Raw genomic sequence first — 23,015 nt, 5'->3', positions numbered from 1 at the left:
TGATGTTACGGGGAGAAAGTGTTGTTGGAGGGGGAGCGAATATATTTTTTTGGTTTGAAGCCACAAAAACAAAAGAGCCCGCGGGGTGGCGCGGGCTCTTTTTCTCAGCGTTGTTATTGTTGTTAACCGACCGCAATGCCGGGGAAGATAATCAGCAGAGCAACCGCCACGATCTGGATCATGATAAACGGAAGCAGCGCCATGAAAATCTCCCCTAGACTTATGTCAGGTGGGGCCACGCTTTTGAGATAGAAGGCCGCGGGTCCAAACGGAGGCGACAGGAAGCTCACTTGCATGTTCATAGCAAACACAACACCGAACCAGATTGGGTCGTAACCGAGCTGGGACACGATCGGCACGAAGATCGGCATGGTGAGAAGTGCGATACCTACCCAGTCAAGGAACATGCCGAGCACGAACAGGATCAGCATCATGAACAGGATCACAACGATTGGTTCGTCAGAGACACCGGTGATGAGGGCCTGAACGAAGCGGATACCGCCCATCAGGTTAAACACACCAACCAATGCGGATGCACCAACGCCGATCCAGACAATCATGCCCACAGTCGCAAGGGTCTGGCGTGCAGCCCCCATGATCAGTTTGGGCGTGAACTCGCGGCGAATGATGGTGGAGATGGTTACACCAAGCACACCAATGGCAGAAGCCTCGGTAACACTGGCGATGCCGCCGTAAATGGAGCCAAGGACGAACATCACAACCAGAATTGGCAGGAACAAGCCCTTGAGAAGGCGCAGCTTCTCGGAGAGCGCAATTTCCCCAACTTCTGGAATTGGAGCGACGTCAGGGTTGGAGTAGGCGCGGATCAGAATGTAGGCGGCGTACATGCCTGCCAGCATCAGACCGGGGAAGAAGGCAGCTGTAAACAGATCGCCAATGGAAACACTGGCAGTCAGGCCATAAATGATCAGCACGATGGAGGGTGGGATCATCGTCCCAAGCGCACCACCAGCACAGCACACGCCGATTGCCAGCTTGCGGTCATATCCAAGGCGCAACATTTGCGGCAGTGCGATTACGCCAAGCAGAACAACCTCACCGCCGATGATGCCGGACATAGCTGCCAGAACCACAGCCACCAAGAGCGTTTGGATGGCGATGCCGCCGCGCAACCGTCCACCGACAAGGCGCATGGCATCAAACAGATCCCGTGCAATGCCAGAGCGATCTAAAATCGCTGCCATGAGCACGAACATGGGAACCGAGACGAAAACAAAGGAATTCACAAAGCTGAAGATGCGACTGACAATCAGCGGCACTGCGCCGGGGCCAAACCAACCCAAAGCGAAGATGAGTGCAACCAGCAGAGTGACGAATGCCAGAGGCATCCCCGTCAACAACAGCAGAAGCAATGAGCCGAACATCAGAACTGTTGCCAGTTCAATGCCCAGAGCTTTGAAATCCGGGATCAGGACGAGTAAATCGGTCATTTTTTTCTTGCGTAGTTGACGGCCAGAATAAGGAATTGCAGGCACATGAGGATAAGGATGCCGAGCAGGAAGAGCTTCAGAAGACCCGGAGTTGGCGGGTTCCACGCTGAGCCTGATGTTTCCAGACGAAAGACACCAGCAGGTGTCCAGATCGCGCGTTTAACAACGAGCCATCCAGCCCAGGAGAACAATGCACTCGCAAGGGCACAGGCTACAGAAATGACAATGTTGAATATGCGACGCATTTTTGGTGAAAGAGCATCATAAATCAACACAACACGGATGTGCCGATTGGTTGACGCGCAATAAAGGCCACCAAACAGGAAAGTCGTTGCAGTTAGAAAAATAACTGTTTCATGAGCCCATGTGGTGGGTGAGTTAAGCAGATAACGCATCGCAACTTCTGTGATCAGAATTGCTGCTGATAAGATGATGGCAACTGCGAATATGTTGCCAAACAAAGCGATAATGCGCCCCAACAGACCAGATTCCGGTATGGCGTTATAACCACCGTCTTCATTCTTTTGATCTGACATTAACTTTACCTCCCAGGGTAGGTCCCGAACCGCCGGTGAAAGGGCGGTTCGGAGAGTTTCATGCGATAAAAATCGGCTTACTCACCAAGAAGACCTTGCTCGGTCAGGTAGGCAGTCAACACAGCGTAAACACGCTTTGCGTTTTCAGACCGTGCAGCAACGATTTCCCACTGAGTACGCGCAATAGCACGGAACTTAGCGCGTTCTTCTGCAGACCAGTTGTGAACGGTGATGTCTGGATCAGCAATAGCTTCTGCCACTGCAACTGCATCACGCATGGAAAGCTGAGCAGTCATGTCACGCGCATAATCGCGAACAGACATTTCAAGGATTGCCTGAACGTCGAGGGGCATACCGTCCCATGTTGCTTTGTTGATTGAAACTTCAATCAAAGGCATGGAGTGGAAACCGGGGTAGACGGGATGACCGGCTACATCGTGCATACCCTGCTGGTGGTTGGTGGAGAACACAGTGTAATCAGCTGCGTCGATCACGCCTTTGTCCAGTGCGGTGAACACTTCTGAGCCTGGCAGGTTAACCGGAGTTGCACCCGCAGCTGCGAATACGTTCTGAACAAGACCTTCAGGTGCACGCATTTTCAGGCCTTTAAGGTCTGCAACGCTATCAAGTGGCACTTTGGAGATGAAGGCTTCAAGACCTGGTGTTGTAGCACCAATGAACTGCAAACCGTATGGGTTCAGCAGTTCGTTCATCATCTGCTTGCCGCCGCCGTACTCCATGAAGTTGAGCATTTCAGACGGAGAACCGTAAGCGCCAACCGGGTTAGCAATCAGGCCGAATGCAGCATCTTTACCAGTGAAGTAAGATGTATCGGTGATATGGCCGTCAATAATACCTGCGGCAACAGCGTCCTGAGTTTCAGTATGCTGCACGATGGTGCCAACAGGCATCATTTCAACATTCACACGATCATTGGTGAGTGTTGCAACACGTTTTGCCCAAGCCTGCTGAAGCTCGAAGTTTGGGTTACCAGCCGGGTCCGAAGACTGGAAACGGAGTTCGTAATCTGCTGCAAGAACAGATGTAGCTGTGCTAGCTGCGATGAGTGTGGCAGCAACAAACTTTAAAATTTTCATACTCACAGTACCTCCCTGAAGAGTATTCAGTGTATTTGTGGCGTTAGGCCACAGCTTCCGGCATGATTTGGCGCAAAACTCGATTGATTATTTCTGTTTTGGTACCAGTCACGTCGATATTCATATGCAGCTCATCTTGTGTTGGTGGCTGCAGTGTTTCCATTTGGCTGTCGAGTAACTCAAGCGGCATAAAATGATCTTGCCTGTTTAGCATTCTTTCACGAATAAGCTCTTTTTCTCCTGATAGGAAAATAAAGCAGACATGAGGCACATAACTGCGAATAATATCGCGGTAAGCCCGTTTGAGTGCAGAACAGGCAACAACAACAGCCGGTGTGGCCTCTTGCTGGTTTAGATCAACAATCGCTTGTGAGAGATCGTTCAGCCATGGCCGACGCATTTCATCCGTTAACGGATGGCCTCGGCCCATCGCTTCAATATTGTCTTCAGGATGAAAATCATCGGCCTCGACATAAAATGCCGGGAGGCATGCAGCCAAGGCTCGTGCCACAGAAGTTTTACCAACCCCGCAAACACCCATGACGACAAATACTGATTTTTTATTATCTTCCACGGCCCTAGTTTTCCTCCTGAGAGAATTTCACCATAAATGATTGCGCAATCATTTTGCAAGCGGTAAGTGAAATATCTAAACAGGTGCTGAGAAACAGGAGATTTTTTTGATGCCCAAACCGACGCTCGTTGATGTTGGACAGGAAGCTGGAGTTAGCGCAATCACGGTTTCCCGCGCTCTTCGCTCACCTGAGAAGGTATCGGATGCGCTGCGCATCAAGGTTGAAACAGCTGTGAAAAAACTCGGCTACGTCCCAAATCAGTCCGCTTCAACACTCGCATCGAGCAAGACAAGCTCCATTGTTGTGATGGTTCCATCCATTTCCAACAACGTATTTACCGATGTGTTGGGTGGAATCAGCGAATCTTTGCAGGGATCCCGGTTCAACATGCAAATAGGTCATACCAATTATGATCCGCTGGAAGAGGAGCGGATTCTGCGTTCGTTTTTGAACCCTACGCCCTCAGGCGTCATTCTATCCGGCATCGAGCAGACTGCTGAAACCAAAAAGATGCTTGCAGATGTTGGTGTTCCCATTGTGCAGATTATGGATATCAACTCCGATCCGATTGATAGGATCGTTGGCTTTTCGCATGATCAAGCTGGTGAAGAGGCAACACAGCATCTCATTGACGCGGGTTACCAGAACATCGGGTTCATGGGCGCGCAGATGGATCCGCGGTCCCAAAAGCGTCTGGTTGGTTTCAAAAAAGCGATCAAGGCACATGGCGAGCTGCGTGTTGAAAGCATCGCCGTCACCAACAAACCATCCAGCGTCCAGTTGGGGGCCCTGTTGTTTGGTAAGCTGACCAGCACTTTCCCGGAATGTGATGCGGTCTTCTGCAACAATGATGATTTGGCAATTGGTGTTTTGTTCGAATGTCAGCGACGTGGAATTCGTGTTCCCGAAGATTTAGGCATCTGCGGTTTCAACGATCTAGGCATTACCTCGGAAACAGTTCCTAGCATTACGTCGATCTCCACCCCCCTGCGGGAAATAGGCAGAATTGCGGGGGCCATGGTGCAGAACGAGGAGAGCATGCCGACTGATCGGATTATCGATCTGAAGTACTCTGTCTCAGCACGCGAGAGCACAAAGAGAGGCTGAGGGCAAGAACCCCCTCCTCTGCCTTCAATGATAGTGCTTGCAGTGGGATGTTTTGCCAAGGCCCGGATTAAAACTGTTGGTCGGGTCTACCAATTTATAGAAGTCGACCAGATCCGGTTTGGCTTTGTAGATGTGGCCACCGTTGTGCTCCACTGGGTATTCTGCGCCGCGTTGATCTAGGATTTCCAACATCTCCTGCTTGAGCGCGTCGACGTCGACACCCTTTTTGACGATGTAATCCTGATGCAAAATATGACACATGAAATGCCCATAATAGAGACGGTGAACCAGCTTCTCTTCTATGTGATCGGGAAGTTTTTCAAACCAACTGCAATCATCTCTGCGTAACGCGATATCCAGCGCAAGGATGTCTTCAACTTCATCCTCATGAATGGCTTTATAACGGATTGCTGCGCCAGCCGCTGCAAAACGATGCAAGGCTGCGATTTTCGCCTCTTCGCCATCTCTCGCAAAATAGTCGCCTGTGCCTTCGTCAAAGAAGCGCTTCAAAAATTACTCGGCTTCATCAATACCAGCATCGCTCATTTTCAGGATCAGATGATGCTTGTAGCGTTGGCGAAACAGGGTCATTCATTTTTGGCAAAACACTGGCCATATACGAGCCAACCCCTGCATAAACCGATCCGTCACGTTCTTTGGCAAGAAACTGATTTTGCTCAGATATGCATCAACAGCGCCTTTGATAGCGAAGAACATGGGGAGTCGATCAGTCCCAAGGTGCTTGATCAAAACCACATCCCGCTCATACGTCCCCTTTGGCGTTGAGCCCTCCGTCAATCAGGTATTAGCGGCTTGCATGATGACGATTTTATCCGCTGCAACGCAGGCCTCCAGAACCTTCCATTGTTCCAGCAGGGTGCCGGGACGCACCAGAGCGGAACCCTTTGCGGAACCGCTCTGTTTTCTTGGGAACGCTGAGAACGTTACGACGTCCGACGATAGCTTGAAAAAGTCTGGATCAGCGCTGTGTTTGTCGTTGCGGCCTCCTAATACGCGACCGATGGGAGCCATGTGGCCAGCGCTGGCAGGTAGTACACCAACAGCAAGCCGACCAACTGCAGCAGTACGAACGGAATGATGCCGCGGTAGATATCTGTCAGCTTGATTTCTGGCGGGCAAACGCCCTTGAGATAGAACAAGGCAAAACCAACAGGCGGCGTCAGGAACGAGGTTTGCAACGTCACCGCAACAAGGATCACGAACCAGATCAAGGCAGGCTCATCAATCGCGCCGAAGCCATTAATATCCAGACCAAGTCCATTGATGATCGGGCGCATTAGTGGCAGAACGATCAAGGTAATCTCGATCCAATCCAACACGAAGCCCAGCAGGAACACGATGAACAGGATGAAGATCACTGTTCCGTTGGCCCCAAAGCCTGTTGAGGCAACCATATCTTCAATCAACGCATCGCCTCCCATTTCCCGCAGAACGTAGGAGAAGATCGTCGCGCCGAGGAATATGGCAAAGATGTAGGCGGTGGTGTTGAAGGTGGATTTTAAAACGCTCACCAGCTTGCGGAATGTAAGTTTGCGATAGCCAAGTGCCAGCAAGGTTGCACCGAGTGCGCCGACGCCAGAGGCTTCTGTTGGGGTGGCCAGACCCGCAAAGATGGACCCTAGAACCGCAAGGATCAGCAGCAGCGTTGGCAATGCAGCCAGAGCAACGTCTTTGATCGCATTCCAATCGGGAGCTTTTGCGCCTTCCGGTACTGGTGCCACGTCGCGTTTCACCAATGCGATGATGAAGATGTAGAGCAGGTACAGCATTCCGATGATGAGGCCGGGGAACACGGCTGCCATGAACAGGTCACCCACGGACAGAGCCATCTGGTCTGCCATGATAACGAGCATGATGGATGGCGGAATGAGAATGCCAAGCGTACCCGAGGCGGACACCACACCAGCTGCCAGAGATTTGGAGTATTTCTGCTGCATCATGGCTGGCAGGGACAAAATACCAAGCAAGACAACGGAGGCGCCAATGATGCCGGTGGACGCTGCAAGGATGATGCCGATGAGCGTAACGGTGATGGCGAGACCGCCGCGTACCGTGCCAAACAGTTTCTGCATGGCATTCATCAAGCGCTCAGCAACACCGCTCTCGTCCAGCATCAGGCCCATGAAGATGAACATCGGCAGGGCGACAAGAACAGCGTTGGACATTGTCGCGTAAACACGGTTCACGGTTGCGCCAAGTGTCAGGTAATCAAGGCCGGTGAATGTGCTTTCAAGGCCGGTCCAGACCATCAGGTCATTGTCAAACAAGTAGGCAAGGCCACAGAACGCAACACCAACGCCCGCCAGCACCCATGCAACTGGATAACCGGAGAACAGCAGGGCGATGAATGTCAGGAACATGGCGATGACGAGCTTTTCTTCTGTCGTTTCGACGAGGAAGGAGAGGCTGAAAGCGACAACGGCAAAACAAAGAAACGCAACAAAAATGAGGCGAATGCCTTTGCCTTGGCGTTCTGATTCGGTGTTAACCCAAATCGCGTGTACGTCATGAATGAGGCGAGCTATTGCAGCAATCGCAAGTAAAATAAAGCTGATCGGGATGACGGCTTTGAGTGCCCACCGCGCCGGTAGACCGGTTGGGCTGGCGGACCGCTCATTGACGCGGAAGCTCTCCTGAAAATAATCGAACCCCTGATCGATCATCAGATACAGGAACGGGGTGAGCAGGGCCAGAATGCCCACAATCTCAATAAACCGCTGAGTTCGTTTGTTTAACTGCATATGCAGCAAGTCTACTCGCACATGACTATCTGTCACCAGCGCGTACGAGATCCCAACCATGGTCACAAGACCGTAGAAGTGCCATTGGATCTCATCAATTTGGGGGAAGTTCTTGTTGAAGAGATAACGCATTGTTACCTGGAAAACAATTGCCACAATCAGGAGCAGATTGGCCCACATCACCACATGACCAACACCCTTCACAGCGCTCTCAAGGACGACTGCTATGGATTGTTTGTCTGAGTCTTTGTGCTCAAGAATCTCTTCAAAAAGCTCGATTGGATCTGAGGCATCTTGAGGGTCTTCAGTCATAGTATCCATTCTCGCAAGCCAACGCGGCAACATGGTCATCAGGTAAGTGTCGTATCACCTCGGAAAAATGAGAATGACCTCAAAGGAAGCCACTCCCAAAAATCATACTATTTGCGTGGCAAGAATGCGTTTTCTTTCCAGATTTTGTAGTCGTCGCGGAACTGGTTCATGTCAGTTAAAACCTTCGCGAAGAACTCGTCGTTGGCAGATTCTTCTTTTGCAACTTCGTCCCAAGTCGTGCGAAAAATGTCGAGCATTTCTGGGGACCACTGCATGATGTGAACACCGTGGTTGTTGACGTTATCGTTCATTGATATGTGCTGGATTGCTTCACCTTCGGCTAAGCTGTCAATCATAGAGGCCTTACAAGCATTCTCAATAATTGATTGATGCTGGTCGCTGGCTTTGTTCCAAACTTTTTTGTTGATCAGCAGTTCGAACACTGTTGCCTGCTGGTGCCAACCCGGGAAATAATTGTATTTCACCAGTTTTTGGAAGCCAAGGCGGCTATCAATCGCGGGCATGGAAAATTCTGCCGCATCAATCGCGCCTTTTTCCAGCGCCGGGAAGATCTCACCACCTGGCAGCAAGGAGGTTGAAACGCCCAGCTTCTCCAGAACTTTACCGCCAAGGCCAAAGAAGCGCATCTTGAGGCCCTTCAGATCTTCGGGGGAGTTGATTTCCTTAGCGAACCAGCCGGATGTTTTCGGAGCGGTGATAGCACATGGCAGAACTTTTACGTTGTAGCCGGCCTGATCATACATTTCCTGATAGAGGGTAAGGCCGTTGCCGTAGTAGAGCCAGGCGACGTATTCGCCAGCTTCCGGCCCAAATGGAACAGCAGAAAACAGCGGTGCAGCAGGAATTTTACCGGCCCAGTAGCCTGCTGTTGTGTAACCGGAATTTATTTTGCCAGAGGAAACAGCTTCGAGGATCTCAAAGGGCGCAATCAACTTGCCCGGCTCATACACCTTCATTTTGATGGTGCCGTTGGACATCAGTTTGAGCTGCTCGGCAATACGCGGAATTGGACTGCCGAGGCCCGGTAGAAATGTTGAGAAGGCCGTTGGTGTTTTGAGTAACAGCTTGTCCGCAGCATTTGCAGCGGGTGCTGCAAGTACTGTTGCGGCCAGAGCAAGGCTCAAAATTGAGTTGTTCATCGTTTCCTCCAGAAGGATATTCAACTGTTGCAAATAACGTTATCGTGCAGCCCTCTCAGGCAATCGATATCTGGTAAATAATATTGACCTCTGGATATTATTGGCTGATATATTTGATGAGATTCACCGCTTTTCTGCTTGGCTAATGAGGTATTACTTGGCGTCTAGTTACTTATGTTATGGCGAAATTCATAGCCAGATACTGGAAAAGGAACAACAAAACAACGCATTACTACGTAAATTTGCGTTGAAATTTCAAAAGCATGGGTTGGTTCTTCCTCCCTTCGGATTTGGAAATTATGCCTACCAATATTGAAATAAGGTTCGCTGGGAAGTGTGAGTAACGGGGTCTGTAAATTATCTTTTTGAACCGATCGACCATGATACGGTCGTAGATTCTGTAACCGATCAGATAGAAGGCCTCATCCTGGCAGGGGTCGTTCATCGCACCCTTGATCAGCGCGGCTATGAGCTCGGCGCTGATCAACCTCATCAGCCGTAACCAGACTGCGTTCTATGACTTTCTCGAGTACAGACGTGTGCAGGAAGGGTTCGCCGCGGGCTTGGCTGCCGAACGCGCCACAAAGCTGGATCTGGACTGGATAGAGGAATTGCTGGTTAACCTGCCAGAGGCGCAGGCTGCCGGGGATGATAGTGCCTCCAAGAAGAGCGACATCGCCTTTCACTCCTCTATCGTAGACGCCAGCCATAATGCGATGCTGGTTCATATGATGTCCTCCATCTATGAACTGACGAAAAAGGCGTGTTTTATAACCGCGAGTTTCTGCGTGCCATCGATGGGACTGGAGAACAGCTGTTGGATCGGCATGAGGAAATTGGGCGTGCGATCATGAACCGGAACAGCGCAAAGGCTGAAGACGCTGCGCACCGGCATATCGATTTTGTTGAAACGTCTTTCCGCCTTGGCCAGGACCAACAGCGGTGTGAGCTCATCTCCTCCAAACTCTTTGCAATTCAAAAAATTGAAGAGTGACCCTCGTGCTATTTGGTGATTGCGCCAGATATGGGCATCTGGCAAATCGCAACCACCAAGGGCATTGCAGATTAGCTTTCGATCCAGGCTTTGAGATCAGAGACAGTTGGTGGAATATGGACAGCCATACCGCCGGAAAATTCTTTGAACGCATCCTCATTGATGTCATTGGTTCCCACCAACACGGCTGCACCATTTTCGAGCGCTTGAGCGATCAGATCACGGAAACCGCCTCCGCTGGCTTCCTGCTCACCGAACTTATTGAGAATAAAGACATCGTAGGTGCCATTGACCCGCTGTGCGACTTCGCCTGCAGCTTCTGCGAGGGCGGATGTGTTGAGCCTGCAGCCGGATGCTTCCTTGCCGAGTGATTGGGTGATGGAGATATCAGGGCCATCCGGTAGGACGCGCACTTCCATGTCACAGCGGTGCCGATCTTTATTCACTGTATCTGCTTGAACAATACCGCAGGTTCGTATGCCCTGCTCCCGAAGCTTTTCGGAAAGCTCGGTCAGCACAAGTTGTCCTTTTGGCATCGTGTAAGCGATTTTCATGAGAATCCTTCCTCGGGGTCACGGGCGTTTTTATATCAGCTATGTGAAAACTCTCATATCAAACTGCAATAATTCTAGTTTGATCTACGCAGGGTTATTGCTGCGGCGAATGAGCACAATCATCGATTCATGCAGAGTTTTCGCGTATTTGCTGGAAAGTCGCCGTGCAGTTTTCTGTTAATATGAGTTTTATCCTCATATTATTGATATTAGTCAAATAGAAGACGTGGAGAACGTGATTTATAGAAAATGCAACTCATTCGCATTTGCGAATTATGAGATTACTTTCTCTGTTTCGATGGAAACAAACAATGATCACACGTCGTTCATTTTTAACGAATTCTGCCGGGTTTGCTGCTGCTTCTACACTTGGAAGCGCGGTGCCGTTTATGGCAAATGCTGCAAGTCCCAGCCTCTCTCTTTATGGTCCGCCTGTCGGCCCTTCAGTTGTTTTATCCTACATTGCCAACAAAGGCTTGCTTTCTAAATTCACTGATAAGGTTGATTTCTCCGTCTACAAATCACCTGATGTCTTGCGCGCTGGCTTTATTTCCGGCGACTGGAAACTGGCAGGTACGCCCTCCTATGTTGCTGCAAACCTCGCCAATAAAGGGCTGCCGGTGAAGATGCTCAATATCATGAGTTCGGGCATGCTTTACGTGCTCAGCTATGATGAAGCAGTCAAATCTCCCGCAGATCTCGCTGGTGAGAAGATCGGCATGTTCTTCCGCAATGATATGCCGGATCTGGTGTTTGGTCGCGTGATGGAACAAAACGGCCTGACAGAAGGCAAAGACTACACCCTCCATTATGTGAGCACACCGTTTGAAGCGCTGCAGCTTTTGTTGTCTGGCCGTATCAAACATTGCGTTTTGCCAGAACCTGCCGCAACAGCGGGCATGGTCAAGGGCAAGCAGATGGGTAAATCAATTCATAGGTCTATCGATCTGGCGAATGAATGGGCCTCCGTTACGGGCGGCGCAGGGCGTTTCCCTATGGCTGGAACGATGGTGCATGAAGACCTGCTCAACGCTCAACCCGAGTTGATTGATGGGTTCCACCAAGCCTGCATTACCGGAACGGAGTGGGTGAAGGCCAATCCGAAGGAAGCTGCTGCTGTGGCCGCAGAAAGCATCACGCTGCCGGCGCCGATCATCGCCAAGTCTATTCCGTATACGCATTTGGTTGCGGACCGCGCAAAAGAGGTCAAAGCGGAGCTGGAGCAGTTCTATTCCATTCTGGCGGAGAAAAATCCGGCCATCATCGGCGGGCGACTGCCTGACGCTGACTTCTATCTGTAATTAAGTCGGCTCGGCAGGTTGGGCTGTTGTTCCGGTCCCTTTCCTGTTGAGCTGCTTACGATAACAATGAGAGATCATCAGATGATCCATCAAGTCGCTACAAGACTTATCAGTAAGCTCTGGAGTGGTTGGGGCACTCTTGCTGGTGTGTTTCTCATTTTCGCACTTTGGCAAATTGGCTACGAGGCTTTCGGTCCGCTGGTCCTGCCCGAACCCTTGGAAGCTCTCACGCAGTTGGGACGTTTGCTAAATCAACCGTCCGGGTTGGAGAATATCCTGATCACAGCCAAACGCGCGTTTGCGGGGTTCTTTCTCGCAAGCGCTTTTGGCATTACTCTCGGTCTCATTGCCGGGTGGTCCAACACGCTCTCGCTGCTCTGTAAGCCCTTCATCACCGTCGCACTTGGTGTTCCGCCCATTGCATGGATCGTACTGGCGCTGTTGTGGTTTGGTGGCAATGATGGAACGCCGATCTTCACGGTGTTTATCTCCACCGTTCCGCTTGTGTTTGCTGGCGCCCTGCAAGGGGTTCGTATGCGCGAGGCGGAGCTGGATGAAATGGCAGGGAGTTTTCATATCTCCCTGTTTGATCGTTTCTGGCATGTGCAAGCCCCGCAGATTGTCTCCTACCTGTTTCCCGCATGGGCAACGGCTTTGGGCCTCAGCTGGAAGGTTGTGGTGATGGCGGAGTTGCTTGCCAGCACACGCGGCATCGGGGCTGGACTGGCGGAAGCCAGAGTGAACATCGACACCGCCTCCACCATGGCGTGGATTGTTGTCGTTGTTGGCCTTCTGCTTATTATTGAGGGCATGTTGCTTAACCCAATCAAAGATTATGTGGAGGGTTGGAAACATGCCGACTGATACCGCTCCCCTGCTCTCCGTTATCTCTCGTTCTGCTCCAGAGGCAACGCCGCCGATCTTGTCGGTGGAGGTGAAGGATCATCGTTATCATCCGCTGCAACAAACACTTGCACCGTGTTCTTTGACTTTGCCAAAGGGACAGATCACCAGTCTGATTGGTCCGTCCGGGTGCGGGAAATCGACGTTTTTAAAGATTGCAGCCGGGTTGATCACCCCAAGTCGTGGGAATGTCTCCAACCAAGCTGGTAAGACCGCTGTGTTGTTTCAGGAACACCGATTGTTGCCATGGAAAAGCTTGCTCAACAACATCAGCTTTGGCCTGAAAGGGCAGCACCTCACCAAGTTCCAACGTATGAAGCGAGCGAGAACTGTGGCCTATGCCATGGGTTTCACAGAGGATGATTGGATCAAATACCCCTCCGAGCTTTCTGGCGGTATGCGTCAGCGGGGCGCGCTTGCAAGAGCGCTGGCAGTCGAGCCGGATCTGTTGTTTTTGGATGAGCCGTTCAGCGCGCTGGATATTGGCCGGCGGCGCGAGCTTTACCGCCTTGTTCTACATCAAGTGGAGCAAGAGCAATGCTCCGTGCTCATGGTCACTCATGATGTAACCGAAGCATTGGCGCTGAGTGATCGGGTGTTAATTATGGCTCCTGATCCCGGACACTTTGTAAAAGAGTATGAAGTACCCATTCCACGGCAAGAGCGGACACGCCGCAATCTGATGGAGCTGGAAGCCAAATTGCTGGCAGACGATCGCATTGCAAGCCTGTTTAACATGAGCAACTGGGAGACGCTGATATGACAGACCTTTCTCGTCATCCAGACCAACACACATCCCTCTTTGACAGTGTTGTGTTCTCAGAGGGGTTCCGCGTCTTCTTTCCGCTTGCCGCTCTCTACGCTGTTCTTTCAATTCTCGTCTGGGGCTTGGTCCTCTCCGGTTCTGTGAGCTTGCCGTTTGAAGCGGACTCTTTATTTTTCCATCAATACGAGATGCTCTTCGGGTTTCTGACTGCCGGCATGGCAGGTTTCTTAACCACTGCGGTTCCCTCATGGACCAACACCCCACGTATTGCTGGAGCAGAGCTGGCCGGCCTTGCCGCGCTTTGGTTGATTGGGCGTCTTGCCTTTTGGTTTATGGGTGTTCTGCCGCAAAACGCCGTGTTTGGCGTGCAATTGCTGTTTCCTGCGGTTTTATTGGCGATGCTGATCCCACGGCTTTGGGGTGCAAAAGCGCAGCATCTCATCTGGCCTTTGCTGATGCTGGGTGCTGCTCAGGTCATTTGTGCATGGGAGTACGTGGAAACAGGCGTGCTTAGCCAAGGTCTTGCCCTTGCTGTAGGCGCGTTCGTCATCATGGTGTTGACGGCACTTGCTCCAATTACCATGGTTATCGTCAATGATGCGCTTTCTACACGAGAAGATGGGGCCACCTTTATTCCACGCCCACCCATGAGACGCGCAGCCATCTTCTGCATCTGTGCACTCACCCTTGCTCAGGTCATGGGAGTCTCGAATGCTTTGCAGGGCTGGCTTGCGTTGGCCTCTGCCTGTGCCGTGCTCAATATTTTACAGGATTGGCATTTATCAGGCGCCCTCAGAACGCACTTCGCCCGTGCGCTCTATCTGCTCTACTGGTTCATCGGGATTGGCTTCGCATTACAAGCTGGCGGCCTGCTCGGCCTTTTGTCCGCTGATGCATATGTTTCTGGCCAGCATATGATCTTTATCGGCGGCTTTGCCTTTGCAACATTGATGGTGCTGATCATCGCAGGACTGCGCCATTCCGGAAACGCGCTAAAGCTTACCCCCCTGCTCGGCGGTGCCATTCTATCGCTTATTGCAGCCTGTCTGGTGCGCTCGTTAGGTCCATTGCTGTTGCCGGATATGGATACAATGCCATTTGCGTGGGGCCTCTTTGCCCTCACCTTCACGCTCTACCTGATCCACTTCGTGCCGATCGTCTTTCGGGAAAATAATGCAGGTTAGAGGATAGCTGCCATGCCAGAACGAAGGCTTGGCTGACGACAAACAACCCGCCTTAGGTTTCCCATCGCTTTAGTTGGGTGATGATTGCTTCGGCGAGTTGTTCCTTACTGTAAGGTTTTGCAAGGCGGGTGATGCCCTCGATGAGGTCCGAGCTTGGTTCGTGTTCTTTCGGGAACCGGCCAGATGTCACCACCACCTTTTGGTCGGCACAGGCTTTTATGGCAGCTTCCGCCAATGTCCAGCCAACCTTGCCATCCTCCAGCTGAACATCCGTAAACAGCACATCAAACTTGGTGCCGTTCTCGATGAGCACTTTTGCAGCGCCGTACGTGCTGGCCTCGATGCAATCCAGACCAAGCTCATGAAGCATAGTCTTGGCGCGCAGCAGGGTTTGTAAATCATCTTCCACCAGCAAAATCCTATAGGCCTTCTCAAAGGTCCATATGGCGCTCTGTTGTTCCAGCTCAACGGGGGCTTGCGGAATGACCAGAGTCACCGTGGTGCCCTCACCTTTTTCGCTGGTGATACCCATTTCGCCGCCCGATTGCTTGATGAAGCCGAACACCATGCTGAGACCAAGGCCGGATCCGGCTGATGTTCTGCGTGTGGTGAAAAACGGCTCGTACACCCGCTCCAATGTATCCTGATCCATGCCGCAGCCATTGTCTTCCACGCTGATGGAAACCGTATCCGTGCCATTTGCAAGAACGCGAATGGCAATAGTACCTGCGCCGTGAATAGCATGACCGCTGTTGATGCAAAGGTTGATCAAAGCGCTTTCAAGCTGGCCGGGATCAATGCGGACAAAGGTCTGCTGCTCCGCCAAATCCGTAGTCAATATTATGTCTTCATCCAGACTGACGGAAATGATTTCAGACACGCTTTCGATGAGATGATTGATCTCAACCACTTCCGGTTCCAGATGCTGCTTACGGGCAAAGGCAAGCAAGCGCTGGGTCAGGTTGGTAGCAATCTCAACAGCGTTGTGAATGCGCTGGAGGTTTCCGTTAATCTCGCTCCGCTGTCCGGTCTTGCGTTCAATAATGCCAACGCTGCCAGAAATGCTGGTGAGGATGTTGTTGAAGTCATGCGCAACTTCCCCGGTCAGCTGCCCCAGGCTTTCCAGCTTCTGCTTTTGCTGGGCTTGCTCCCGCACAAAGCCACGGTCCGTTGCATCTGAGAAAGACCAAACTGCACCACCTTCTGGCAGAGGGCTCTTGCGCACCTCGATCAAGGCCCCATCATTGCCGATCAACTCTGCAAAGCGGAAGCGTGTTCCGTGTGGACGCACGTTTTCCTCTTTCCACCGGAAGCCAGAATGTTGAATGAGAACAAGGATATCCTTGGCCTTCTCAATCTCTGCCTCACTCATCCGTAGCACTTGAGACAGGCGCGGGTTCCACGCGTTTAAACCGTGCTGTTGATTGGTGATAACAAGACCGTCGGAGATGCAGTTGAAGGTGGTCTCGAACAGCTCCGTTTTGCGTTGCAGCTGCCCGTAAATTCGGCGCAAGCGGATGGAGTTGGCGCGGAAAATGCGGAATGAATGCAGCAAACGGGCAATCTCGTCATCCTGCCGTGAGGGGCGTGGCAATTCTGAGGAATGATCGCCCTTCGCCAGCTTGGACATGGCCAGCGAAATACGATTGATATTCTTGGTCACATAACCCGCAATGTAGTGGGCAGAGAACAGGGCAAGGACAATACTGGCAATGCCGGTGAAGAACACAACCAGTTGAGCACTGGATATATAGGAGGATGTTTCCTGCCGTTGCTTGGCGATTTCCTCACCCGACAAACGCACAAACTCGGAAACCAGCTGGTTGATCATTTCGGCGCTGGATTTGATTTTAAACAGCGCATTGCGGGCTTCCAACTGACCTGACATGGCAAGATGGCGGGTGGCATAGAGGCCGATGTCATCCTCGGCAATTTGCTTAAGTTTGGCGTGCGCTTGCTGCAATTGCGGGCCGGGGCTGTTTTCCAGCTCTGCCGTTAACACTTGATAACGGCGGCGCAATTCACCAATGCTCAGAAAGTCGGTTACATGGGCCGCAGAAATAAGCAGGTTGGCAGTTTGCTCCACCAGTTGCCACGCATCGCGCTCCGCCGCTGTTTGGTAAAAACTGGCCGATTTATTGATGGCATTGCGTTCAATCCGCGCCAGATCAACAAGGAGACCGCGCACACGATCTTCAGACTCGTTTATCTGCTGCGCAGCGTTGACCAGTACGGCCACCTGAGAACGCATGAGCGACAGGTTCTGCTGTACTTCAGGCAGAAATTTACCCAACCCGCCCTGCTCCTGTTGCGGAGGGAAGTTGTCGCGGTACTGCTCTTCGGCTTTGGTCAGCTCTACCAACAGGCGCGAGCCTTCATTATCAATCTGGTAAACCGATGTCAGGTTCAGCAAAAACGGAGCGGTGCTCACCAACCCTGCGGATTTGTTGGCCAATTGAAGAGAGCCAGCAATAGCCTCAATGGTGCGTTGGTACTGCCCAACAAGCTTCACATTGGCCTGATCCAGCCAATACCATGCAATGCCACCGGTAAACAGCGTCGCAAGGGTGAGCAACGTAATGGCGGCCAGCAAACGCGTCTTGATGGAAAGCAGCGCTCGTAATGGTTTGGGCAGCAAGATCATGCCGGGCTCCGCCTAAGTGGTTTCAAGCGCAAAGACATAGCCTTTGCCGCGTCGGGTTTGCAAAAATAATGGCTTGGACGGGTTTGGCTCTATCTTACGGCGCAACCGCAGGATCAACACATCAACCGTGCGGTCCATATAACGGGAGAGGTCGCCGCCAAGATGTTCCAGCAGTTCAACCCGGTTGATGGGGCGATTGGGGTTGTCGATGAGGAATTCAAGCAGGCGCAGTTCCGAGTTGGTCAGGTTGACTTCGCGGAGGTTGGCATCCAGCAAGCGGCGCTCCTCGCTCACAAAGGTCAAATCACCAAGCAAAGTGCTGGATGTGTTTACTGGAGCTGCAGCAGAGGCCTGAGGTGCCGGACTTGCCCGCTCAGCAGGGACAACACGTTTATACCGCCGCAACACCGCACGAATGCGGGCGATCAGTTCTCGTGGGTTAAACGGCTTCATGAGGAAGTCATCAGCGCCGGTTTCCAGCCCGACAATCTTGTCCACCTCATCTCCGGTGCCGGTCAGCAGTATAATAGGGAAGTTAAAGGAGGCGCGCAGGCGCTGTGCCAGCATCATGCCGCTTTCCCCGTCCAGCTTCAGGTCGATGATTGCAAGGTCAAGGCTCTCCAGTTCCTCAAGCTCCAGCAACTCCTCGCTGCCATGGCACGGCAACGCGAGAAACCCGTATTCATGCAGTAATTCGCGCAGGACCTCCCGTATAGCCGGGTCGTCATCTACGACAGCTACCTTTGAGGGTGACCTATCCCAACTCTCGGTCATTTATGTAACCTTCCTCGCAACCCGGCTTAAGCTCCCATATGTACTGTGGTGGTATAAGTACATTTTCAGCGGATTGGCGCGAGAATGCGCAGTTTCCACTCATGTCATCAATAGATCTAATATTTCATATGTAACCTAAGTTTGTAATATATGTAATATTAGGAAGATAAATCTCCATATTGGGAACATACTTAACGCTTAAGTGGGAGCAGTTCAGTCATATTTCATGTAAATTCAAGTCTAAATTGAGATGGAGGTTAGGTGTACTAATACGTTGTTATACCTAGATCTTGTTTAACTTGGGAGAAAAGAATGAAAAACGCTCTATTAGGTAGTCTGGCAGCCGTAGGTTTGCTCGCTGCACTTCCAGCAACAGCATCTGCTGGCGAACTGAATATGGTTTGTGGCGCTGAGCAGGACTGGTGCGAATTGATGGCACGCGGTTTTGAAGAAGAAACCGGCAACGAAGTTCTCATGGTCCGTAAGAGCACCGGCGAAACGCTGGCTCAGGTTCGCGCAGAAGCAAGCAACCCTAAGATTGATGTATGGTGGGGCGGCACCGGCGATCCACACCTGATCGCAGCGTTTGAAGGCCTGACACAGGATCCGGGCGTTGACACCAGCGACCTGTTGGGCTGGGCATCCAACATGCACAAAATCTCCAATGGTGGAACTGTTGGTATTTACGCTGGCGCACTGGGCATTGCGTACAACTCCGAAGTTCTGAAAGAACGCGGCCTTCCGGCTCCTGCGTGTTGGAAAGATCTCACCAACCCAGCTTACGCAGGCGAAATTCAGGTTGCGAACCCGAACAGCTCCGGCACAGCTTACACCGAGCTTGCAACATTCGTTCAGTTGTTTGGCGAAGAAGAAGCTTACCGTCTTCTGACCGAAATCGGCAAGAACGTGAACCAGTACACAAAATCCGGTTCCGCTCTAAGTAAAGCAGCTGCGCGCGGCGAAACAACAATCTCCATCGGCTTTATGCACGACATGGTGAAACTTGCTGGAAGTGGCTTCCCACTCAAGATTGTTGCTCCATGTGAAGGTACTGGCTACGAAGTTGGTGCTGTAAGTGTCATTAAAGGCGCAAGAAACCCGGAAATTGCAAAGCAATTTGTTGAATACGCTCTGCGTCCAGACGTACAGTCCCGTTCTGTGGAAGTAAAATCCTTCCAGGTTCCGTCCAACTCAAAAGCAACCGTTGCTCCAGAATCTCCAGATCTGGCTTCTATCAAGCTGATCGACTACGATTTTGCAACATACGGCGAACGTTCTACTCGTGAACATCTTTTGAGCCGTTGGACCAAAGAAGTTAAGAACGCGTCTCACTAAATACTAAAGAGCCGAGGGGCGGGTTTAAACTCCGCTCGTCCCTCCGCTTAATTGTTCTGCTTAGTAGTCGCGCCTGAGCGATTACACAAACTCTCGGATCAACATCATGAGAAAGACAATTGCGCTCTGGCTAATCGCCGGAATAGTGGGATTTTGCGTAGTTCCCTGGTACTCAGTCGAAAGCGGCTTTTGGTCTTTCAGCTGGTTGTTCAGTGAATTCATGAGTGAAGACACTGCCCCTGCTCTGGGTCAGGCTTTGCTTTATGGCCGCTGGTGGTTCCTGCCTCTCGCTCTGGCATTGGGCGGTATCGGTGTTGCCTTTACCGTGATCAAAGACGAGCGCATTCGGGCTAAGTCACTCGTGTTCCTGTCCATCACAGGTCTTGCGCTGTTGGTTGCGCAAGGGTTTGCAATTGGCAGAACAGGTCCTGAGTTCTTCATTGATGCGTTGAACTTCGGCTCCGCTGCCGCGGGTCAAACCGGGCTTGGGTCCGGTGCTATGATCACCGCTGGCGCGCTCCTGTTCATCCTCACCACCAGTATTTCCGGTCTGGGCAAAGGCCGCGGCGATGCGTTCATCGTTGGCAGCATTGGCCTTATCATTGCGTTGGTTATAACCTTCGTCTTCTACCCGGTTTCTCAAATCCTGATCCGTGCATTTCAAACAGGTGACGGCGGCATTGATGTTGTGCTGTTCTTCACCCGTTTCTTCTCTGCCGATATCTGGAACCTCTCCTGCCTTGCTGGCGGCAAAAGTTGTGGTCCGGCCTGGAACTCTGTCTTCCTTGCAATTCTTACCGGTGTGGGCACGACGCTTCTCGGTCTGGCCTTTGCGTTGGTCGCAACCAAAACAGCCTTCCCTGCAAAGAAACTGCTGCGCATTCTCACCATCATTCCAATCATCACGCCTCCGTTCGTGATTGGTCTTGCGCTGATTTTGATGTTTGGCCGCGCTGGCGTGATCACCGATGTGCTCTATGAGTTCTTCGACGTTTCAAAAAGCCGCTGGCTCTACGGCTTCTCCGGCATTTACCTTGCACAGTTGCTGTCCTTTACCCCAATCGCATTCCTCGTGCTTATTGGTGTGGTTGAAGGCGTCAGCCCGTCCATGGAAGAAGCGTCCCAAACCCTCAACGCAAGCCAGTGGCAAACGTTTAAAAACGTAACATGGCCTCTGATGCGTCCGGGTTTGGCAAATGCGTTCCTGCTTGGCTTTATTGAAAGTATCGCTGATTTTGGCAACCCGCTGGTGCTGGGTGGAAACTTCAACGTGCTCTCCACCGAGATCTACTTCGCCATTGTTGGCGCTGTGGCTGACCCATCCAAAGCAGCTGTTCTTGCCGTTGTCCTGCTCTCGCTCACCCTGTCTGCTTTCGTGGCACAGCGGATGTGGCTTGGCAAAAAATCTTACGCAACCGTCACCGGTAAGGCTGATTCCGGTCAGCATTCACCGCTTAACCCGGCGCTTAAGTGGGCGTGTTACGGGTTTGCGCTTCCTTGGGCCGCCTTCACCGCAATTGTGTACTCCATGATCGTGTTCGGCAGCTTCGTGAAGCTTTGGGGCTACGACAACACCTTTACGCTGGATCACTACATCCGCGCCTTCTCCATCAACTTCGACAATGGCATCCGCTGGACCGGTGTGGCTTGGGACAGCTACTTTACCACGCTGACCATCTCCACCATTGCAGCACCGCTGACCGCTGTTGTGGGTCTGTTGACCGCCTACTTGCTGGTGCGCCAGAAATTCGCTGGGAAGAACCTGTTCGAATTCAGCACAATGCTCAGTTTCGCAATTCCGGGCACTGTGATTGGTGTGGCTTACATTATGGCCTTCAACACACCGCCAATTGAACTGACAGGCACCAGCATCATTTTGGTCATCGTGTTTGTGTTCCGCAACATGCCGGTTGGTGTACGCGGCGGTATCGCGGCTATGTCTCAACTGGATAAGAGCCTTGATGAAGCCTCCATCACGCTTGGTGCAAACAGCTTCACCACTGTGCGCAAAGTCATCCTACCTCTCATGGGTCCTGCTATCCTTGCGGCACTGGCCTACAGCTTCGTTCGTGCCATCACATCTGTGAGTGCGGTGATCTTCCTGGTGAGTGCGCGTCATAACATGGCAACTTCGTTCATCGTGGGCCGTGTGGAACATGGCGAATACGGGATCGCAATTGCGTACTCCTCTGTTCTCATCATCACCATGCTCATTGCCATCCTGCTGCTGCAGGTCGTCATCGGGCAACGTAAGCTTCGCCGTCAGAACCGTCTGCAAACCTCAAACAAGAACAAAGAGCTGGCTTCAGCTTAATCAGTGAATTTCTGGAGAAAATCATGTCTATTATGCAAAAAGCAGGCTCCGTTCAGTTCCGCAATGTTGTTAAAAAATACGGTGACGTCACTGCTCTGAAGCCGCTTAATCTGGACATTCAGCAGGGTGAACTCGTCACTCTGCTTGGCCCAAGTGGTTGTGGCAAAACCACCACCCTGCGTTTGATCGCAGGGCTGGAGGCCGCAACCGAAGGCACCATCTTCATTGGTGGAAAAGACGTTACGCACCTGACCGCGACATACCGCAATGTGTCCATGGTGTTCCAATCCTATGCACTGTTCCCGCATATGAGCGTAGCGGACAACGTGTCCTACGGTCTGCGCGTCAACAAGGTGCCAGCCAAGGAAGCCAAAGCCAAGGCAGAAGAAGGTCTGGCCATGGTTGGTCTTGCTGGGTACGGCGAGCGCCTGCCAAGTGAGCTTTCCGGTGGCCAGCAGCAGCGTGTTGCTGTGGCCCGTGCTGTCGTGCTGGAGCCGGAAGTGTTGCTGCTTGATGAGCCGCTTTCCAACCTTGATGCAAAGCTGCGCCGCCATGTGCGTGAAGAGATCCGCGATATTCAGCAGAAGCTTGGCCTGACAGCGGTCTACGTGACCCATGATCAGGAAGAAGCGATGGCTGTGTCTGACCGCATCATCGTCATGAACAGAGCGGAGATCGCACAGACCGGAACCCCGCGTGAGCTGTACAGCCATCCAAACTCCGCGTTTATTGCGGACTTTATTGGCGATGCAAATGTGGTGGACTGTGAGATTGTTGGCTTCAACACCGGCACAATCACTCTGCGCGTTGCCGGGTCCTCCATTGTGTTGCCGTACTCCGGTCCAGAGTGCAAATCTGGCAAACTGGCTATTCGTCCAGAAGCCGTCACCGTTAGCAATAACGCTGTCAATGGTATCCCTGTGGGCGTGGTTTATGCAGCTTACCTTGGCAACCAGATTCAATACACTCTGGAAACTGAAATTGGTCGTCTGTTCGCCATTGACCATAACCTGAGCGCAACGGTTATGCCGACTGGTTCAGATGGTTTCATCCACCTTAAAGAAGAGGGATTGGCCTTTTTGCCTGAGGCATAAAGACCGGGACGGCTACCTCCCTCCTCCGCCCTCTTCTTATCTGAGAAACCCGGACATCCCCCGTGTCCGGGTTTTTTCACGTTTGCCTCAAAGGTGTTGCGGGGACTAGTACCCGCTCCGATTGTGATACCGTAAGGTAAGGAATCATCTTA

20 protein-coding genes and 1 pseudogene are annotated in these 23,015 nt (G+C 51.9%); 10 read left to right on the top strand and 11 right to left on the bottom strand.

All coding sequences use genetic code 11. The features are described from left to right. Positions 1–122: 122 nt before the first annotated feature. The 4 genes from BLS62_RS28665 to BLS62_RS28650 form a co-directional block, all read right to left on the bottom strand. Complete coding sequence (locus tag BLS62_RS28665; RefSeq protein WP_093190472.1) at positions 123–1,451, bottom strand: TRAP transporter large permease; 1,329 nt, start codon at positions 1,449–1,451, stop codon at positions 123–125. Continuing rightward, positions 1,448–1,987, bottom strand: a complete 540-nt coding sequence (locus BLS62_RS28660) for a TRAP transporter small permease subunit (protein WP_093190470.1) — start codon at positions 1,985–1,987, stop codon at positions 1,448–1,450. The genes BLS62_RS28665 and BLS62_RS28660 overlap by 4 nt, the downstream gene beginning before the upstream one ends. Positions 1,988–2,064: 77 nt before the next feature. Then, positions 2,065–3,084, bottom strand: coding sequence for a TRAP transporter substrate-binding protein (locus BLS62_RS28655; protein WP_093190467.1), 1,020 nt, complete (start codon positions 3,082–3,084; stop codon positions 2,065–2,067). Between the two features lie 43 nt (positions 3,085–3,127). After that, on the bottom strand, positions 3,128–3,658 hold the full coding sequence (locus BLS62_RS28650) for a gluconokinase (protein ID WP_093190465.1): 531 nt from the start codon (positions 3,656–3,658) through the stop codon (positions 3,128–3,130). Between the two features lie 109 nt (positions 3,659–3,767). Here BLS62_RS28650 and BLS62_RS28645 point away from each other — a divergent pair, with 109 nt between their 5' ends. Further along, positions 3,768–4,766 carry an HTH-type transcriptional regulator GntR gene (locus BLS62_RS28645; protein ID WP_093190462.1) on the top strand — a complete coding sequence of 333 codons (999 nt, stop codon included), beginning with the start codon at positions 3,768–3,770 and terminating at the stop codon, positions 4,764–4,766. Positions 4,767–4,790: 24 nt separating this feature from the next. Here BLS62_RS28645 and BLS62_RS31865 read toward each other — a convergent pair. The 4 genes and pseudogenes from BLS62_RS31865 to BLS62_RS28630 all read right to left on the bottom strand — a co-directional run bounded on the left by BLS62_RS31865 (position 4,791) and on the right by BLS62_RS28630 (position 9,000). After that, positions 4,791–5,483 (bottom strand): annotated as a pseudogene (locus BLS62_RS31865) (hypothetical protein). Positions 5,484–5,564: 81 nt separating this feature from the next. Continuing rightward, positions 5,565–5,798 (bottom strand): hypothetical protein, encoded by a 234-nt coding sequence (locus BLS62_RS31855; RefSeq protein WP_208991287.1) that lies wholly within the window; start codon positions 5,796–5,798, stop codon positions 5,565–5,567. Further along, positions 5,774–7,849, bottom strand: a complete 2,076-nt coding sequence (locus tag BLS62_RS28635; protein ID WP_208991286.1) for a TRAP transporter large permease subunit — start codon at positions 7,847–7,849, stop codon at positions 5,774–5,776. Before BLS62_RS28635 ends, BLS62_RS31855 begins: the two co-directional genes overlap by 25 nt. Before the next feature lie 98 nt (positions 7,850–7,947). After that, a complete protein-coding gene (locus tag BLS62_RS28630) occupies positions 7,948–9,000 on the bottom strand; it encodes a TRAP transporter substrate-binding protein (RefSeq protein WP_093190457.1) in 1,053 nt (350 codons plus the stop codon). A 467-nt stretch (positions 9,001–9,467) separates the two neighbouring features. Between BLS62_RS28630 and BLS62_RS31850 the strand changes: the two genes are divergently transcribed. Next, on the top strand, positions 9,468–9,854 hold the full coding sequence (locus BLS62_RS31850) for a FadR/GntR family transcriptional regulator (protein WP_208991285.1): 387 nt from the start codon (positions 9,468–9,470) through the stop codon (positions 9,852–9,854). Continuing rightward, positions 9,764–9,994, top strand: coding sequence for a hypothetical protein (locus tag BLS62_RS31845; protein ID WP_208991318.1), 231 nt, complete (start codon positions 9,764–9,766; stop codon positions 9,992–9,994). The genes BLS62_RS31850 and BLS62_RS31845 overlap by 91 nt, the downstream gene beginning before the upstream one ends. 71 nt (positions 9,995–10,065) lie before the next feature. Here the strand turns inward: BLS62_RS31845 and BLS62_RS28620 are convergent, their stop codons facing one another. Further along, entirely contained in the window at positions 10,066–10,548 is a 483-nt protein-coding gene (locus BLS62_RS28620; RefSeq protein ID WP_093190455.1) for a DUF2478 domain-containing protein, read from the bottom strand. Between the two features lie 311 nt (positions 10,549–10,859). Between BLS62_RS28620 and BLS62_RS28615 the strand changes: the two genes are divergently transcribed. The 4 genes from BLS62_RS28615 to BLS62_RS28600 all read left to right on the top strand — a co-directional run bounded on the left by BLS62_RS28615 (position 10,860) and on the right by BLS62_RS28600 (position 14,702). Continuing rightward, positions 10,860–11,849 (top strand): ABC transporter substrate-binding protein, encoded by a 990-nt coding sequence (locus BLS62_RS28615; protein WP_093190452.1) that lies wholly within the window; start codon positions 10,860–10,862, stop codon positions 11,847–11,849. An 81-nt stretch (positions 11,850–11,930) separates the two neighbouring features. After that, on the top strand, positions 11,931–12,713 hold the full coding sequence (locus BLS62_RS28610; RefSeq protein ID WP_093190449.1) for an ABC transporter permease: 783 nt from the start codon (positions 11,931–11,933) through the stop codon (positions 12,711–12,713). Then, on the top strand, positions 12,703–13,515 hold the full coding sequence (locus BLS62_RS28605) for an ABC transporter ATP-binding protein (protein WP_093190446.1): 813 nt from the start codon (positions 12,703–12,705) through the stop codon (positions 13,513–13,515). Before BLS62_RS28610 ends, BLS62_RS28605 begins: the two co-directional genes overlap by 11 nt. Beyond that, positions 13,512–14,702: an NnrS family protein gene (locus BLS62_RS28600; RefSeq protein ID WP_093190443.1), complete on the top strand. Its 1,191-nt coding sequence runs from the start codon at positions 13,512–13,514 to the stop codon at positions 14,700–14,702. The genes BLS62_RS28605 and BLS62_RS28600 overlap by 4 nt, the downstream gene beginning before the upstream one ends. Positions 14,703–14,754: 52 nt before the next feature. On the opposite strand, the gene BLS62_RS28595 is transcribed toward BLS62_RS28600, so the two are convergent. Together BLS62_RS28595 and BLS62_RS28590 are read right to left on the bottom strand one after the other, a co-directional pair. After that, positions 14,755–17,346 carry an ATP-binding protein gene (locus BLS62_RS28595; protein ID WP_093190440.1) on the bottom strand — a complete coding sequence of 864 codons (2,592 nt, stop codon included), beginning with the start codon at positions 17,344–17,346 and terminating at the stop codon, positions 14,755–14,757. A gap of 12 nt (positions 17,347–17,358) precedes the next feature. Then, entirely contained in the window at positions 17,359–18,120 is a 762-nt protein-coding gene (locus tag BLS62_RS28590; RefSeq protein ID WP_093190437.1) for a response regulator, read from the bottom strand. 312 nt (positions 18,121–18,432) lie between these two features. Here BLS62_RS28590 and BLS62_RS28585 point away from each other — a divergent pair, with 312 nt between their 5' ends. From BLS62_RS28585 to BLS62_RS28575, 3 genes are all read left to right on the top strand, one after another. Then, positions 18,433–19,455 carry an ABC transporter substrate-binding protein gene (locus tag BLS62_RS28585; protein WP_093190435.1) on the top strand — a complete coding sequence of 341 codons (1,023 nt, stop codon included), beginning with the start codon at positions 18,433–18,435 and terminating at the stop codon, positions 19,453–19,455. A gap of 106 nt (positions 19,456–19,561) precedes the next feature. Beyond that, complete coding sequence (locus BLS62_RS28580; RefSeq protein ID WP_200798643.1) at positions 19,562–21,769, top strand: ABC transporter permease; 2,208 nt, start codon at positions 19,562–19,564, stop codon at positions 21,767–21,769. Between the two features lie 23 nt (positions 21,770–21,792). After that, positions 21,793–22,863: an ABC transporter ATP-binding protein gene (locus tag BLS62_RS28575; protein ID WP_093190432.1), complete on the top strand. Its 1,071-nt coding sequence runs from the start codon at positions 21,793–21,795 to the stop codon at positions 22,861–22,863. Positions 22,864–23,015 lie beyond the last annotated feature (152 nt).

Origin of the sequence: Pseudovibrio sp. Tun.PSC04-5.I4 (assembly GCF_900104145.1) — a bacterium.
Classification (GTDB): Bacteria; Pseudomonadota; Alphaproteobacteria; order Rhizobiales; family Stappiaceae; genus Pseudovibrio.
This window is presented reverse-complemented; position numbering and strand designations above follow the sequence as displayed.

Excerpts from the sequence above, each read along its gene's own strand:
- BLS62_RS28665 (WP_093190472.1), bottom strand. The coding sequence starts at position 1,451 with ATGACCGATTTACTCGTCCTGATCCCGGATTTCAAAGCTCTGGGCATT.
- BLS62_RS28660 (WP_093190470.1), bottom strand. The coding sequence starts at position 1,987 with ATGTCAGATCAAAAGAATGAAGACGGTGGTTATAACGCCATACCGGAA.
- BLS62_RS28655 (WP_093190467.1), bottom strand. The coding sequence starts at position 3,084 with ATGAAAATTTTAAAGTTTGTTGCTGCCACACTCATCGCAGCTAGCACA.
- BLS62_RS28645 (WP_093190462.1), top strand. The coding sequence starts at position 3,768 with ATGCCCAAACCGACGCTCGTTGATGTTGGACAGGAAGCTGGAGTTAGC.
- BLS62_RS31855 (WP_208991287.1), bottom strand. The coding sequence starts at position 5,798 with ATGGCTCCCATCGGTCGCGTATTAGGAGGCCGCAACGACAAACACAGC.
- BLS62_RS28635 (WP_208991286.1), bottom strand. The coding sequence starts at position 7,849 with ATGGATACTATGACTGAAGACCCTCAAGATGCCTCAGATCCAATCGAG.
- BLS62_RS28630 (WP_093190457.1), bottom strand. The coding sequence starts at position 9,000 with ATGAACAACTCAATTTTGAGCCTTGCTCTGGCCGCAACAGTACTTGCA.
- BLS62_RS31850 (WP_208991285.1), top strand. The coding sequence starts at position 9,468 with ATGAGCTCGGCGCTGATCAACCTCATCAGCCGTAACCAGACTGCGTTC.
- BLS62_RS28620 (WP_093190455.1), bottom strand. The coding sequence starts at position 10,548 with ATGAAAATCGCTTACACGATGCCAAAAGGACAACTTGTGCTGACCGAG.
- BLS62_RS28615 (WP_093190452.1), top strand. The coding sequence starts at position 10,860 with ATGATCACACGTCGTTCATTTTTAACGAATTCTGCCGGGTTTGCTGCT.
- BLS62_RS28610 (WP_093190449.1), top strand. The coding sequence starts at position 11,931 with ATGATCCATCAAGTCGCTACAAGACTTATCAGTAAGCTCTGGAGTGGT.
- BLS62_RS28605 (WP_093190446.1), top strand. The coding sequence starts at position 12,703 with ATGCCGACTGATACCGCTCCCCTGCTCTCCGTTATCTCTCGTTCTGCT.
- BLS62_RS28600 (WP_093190443.1), top strand. The coding sequence starts at position 13,512 with ATGACAGACCTTTCTCGTCATCCAGACCAACACACATCCCTCTTTGAC.
- BLS62_RS28595 (WP_093190440.1), bottom strand. The coding sequence starts at position 17,346 with ATGATCTTGCTGCCCAAACCATTACGAGCGCTGCTTTCCATCAAGACG.
- BLS62_RS28590 (WP_093190437.1), bottom strand. The coding sequence starts at position 18,120 with ATGACCGAGAGTTGGGATAGGTCACCCTCAAAGGTAGCTGTCGTAGAT.
- BLS62_RS28585 (WP_093190435.1), top strand. The coding sequence starts at position 18,433 with ATGAAAAACGCTCTATTAGGTAGTCTGGCAGCCGTAGGTTTGCTCGCT.
- BLS62_RS28580 (WP_200798643.1), top strand. The coding sequence starts at position 19,562 with ATGAGAAAGACAATTGCGCTCTGGCTAATCGCCGGAATAGTGGGATTT.
- BLS62_RS28575 (WP_093190432.1), top strand. The coding sequence starts at position 21,793 with ATGTCTATTATGCAAAAAGCAGGCTCCGTTCAGTTCCGCAATGTTGTT.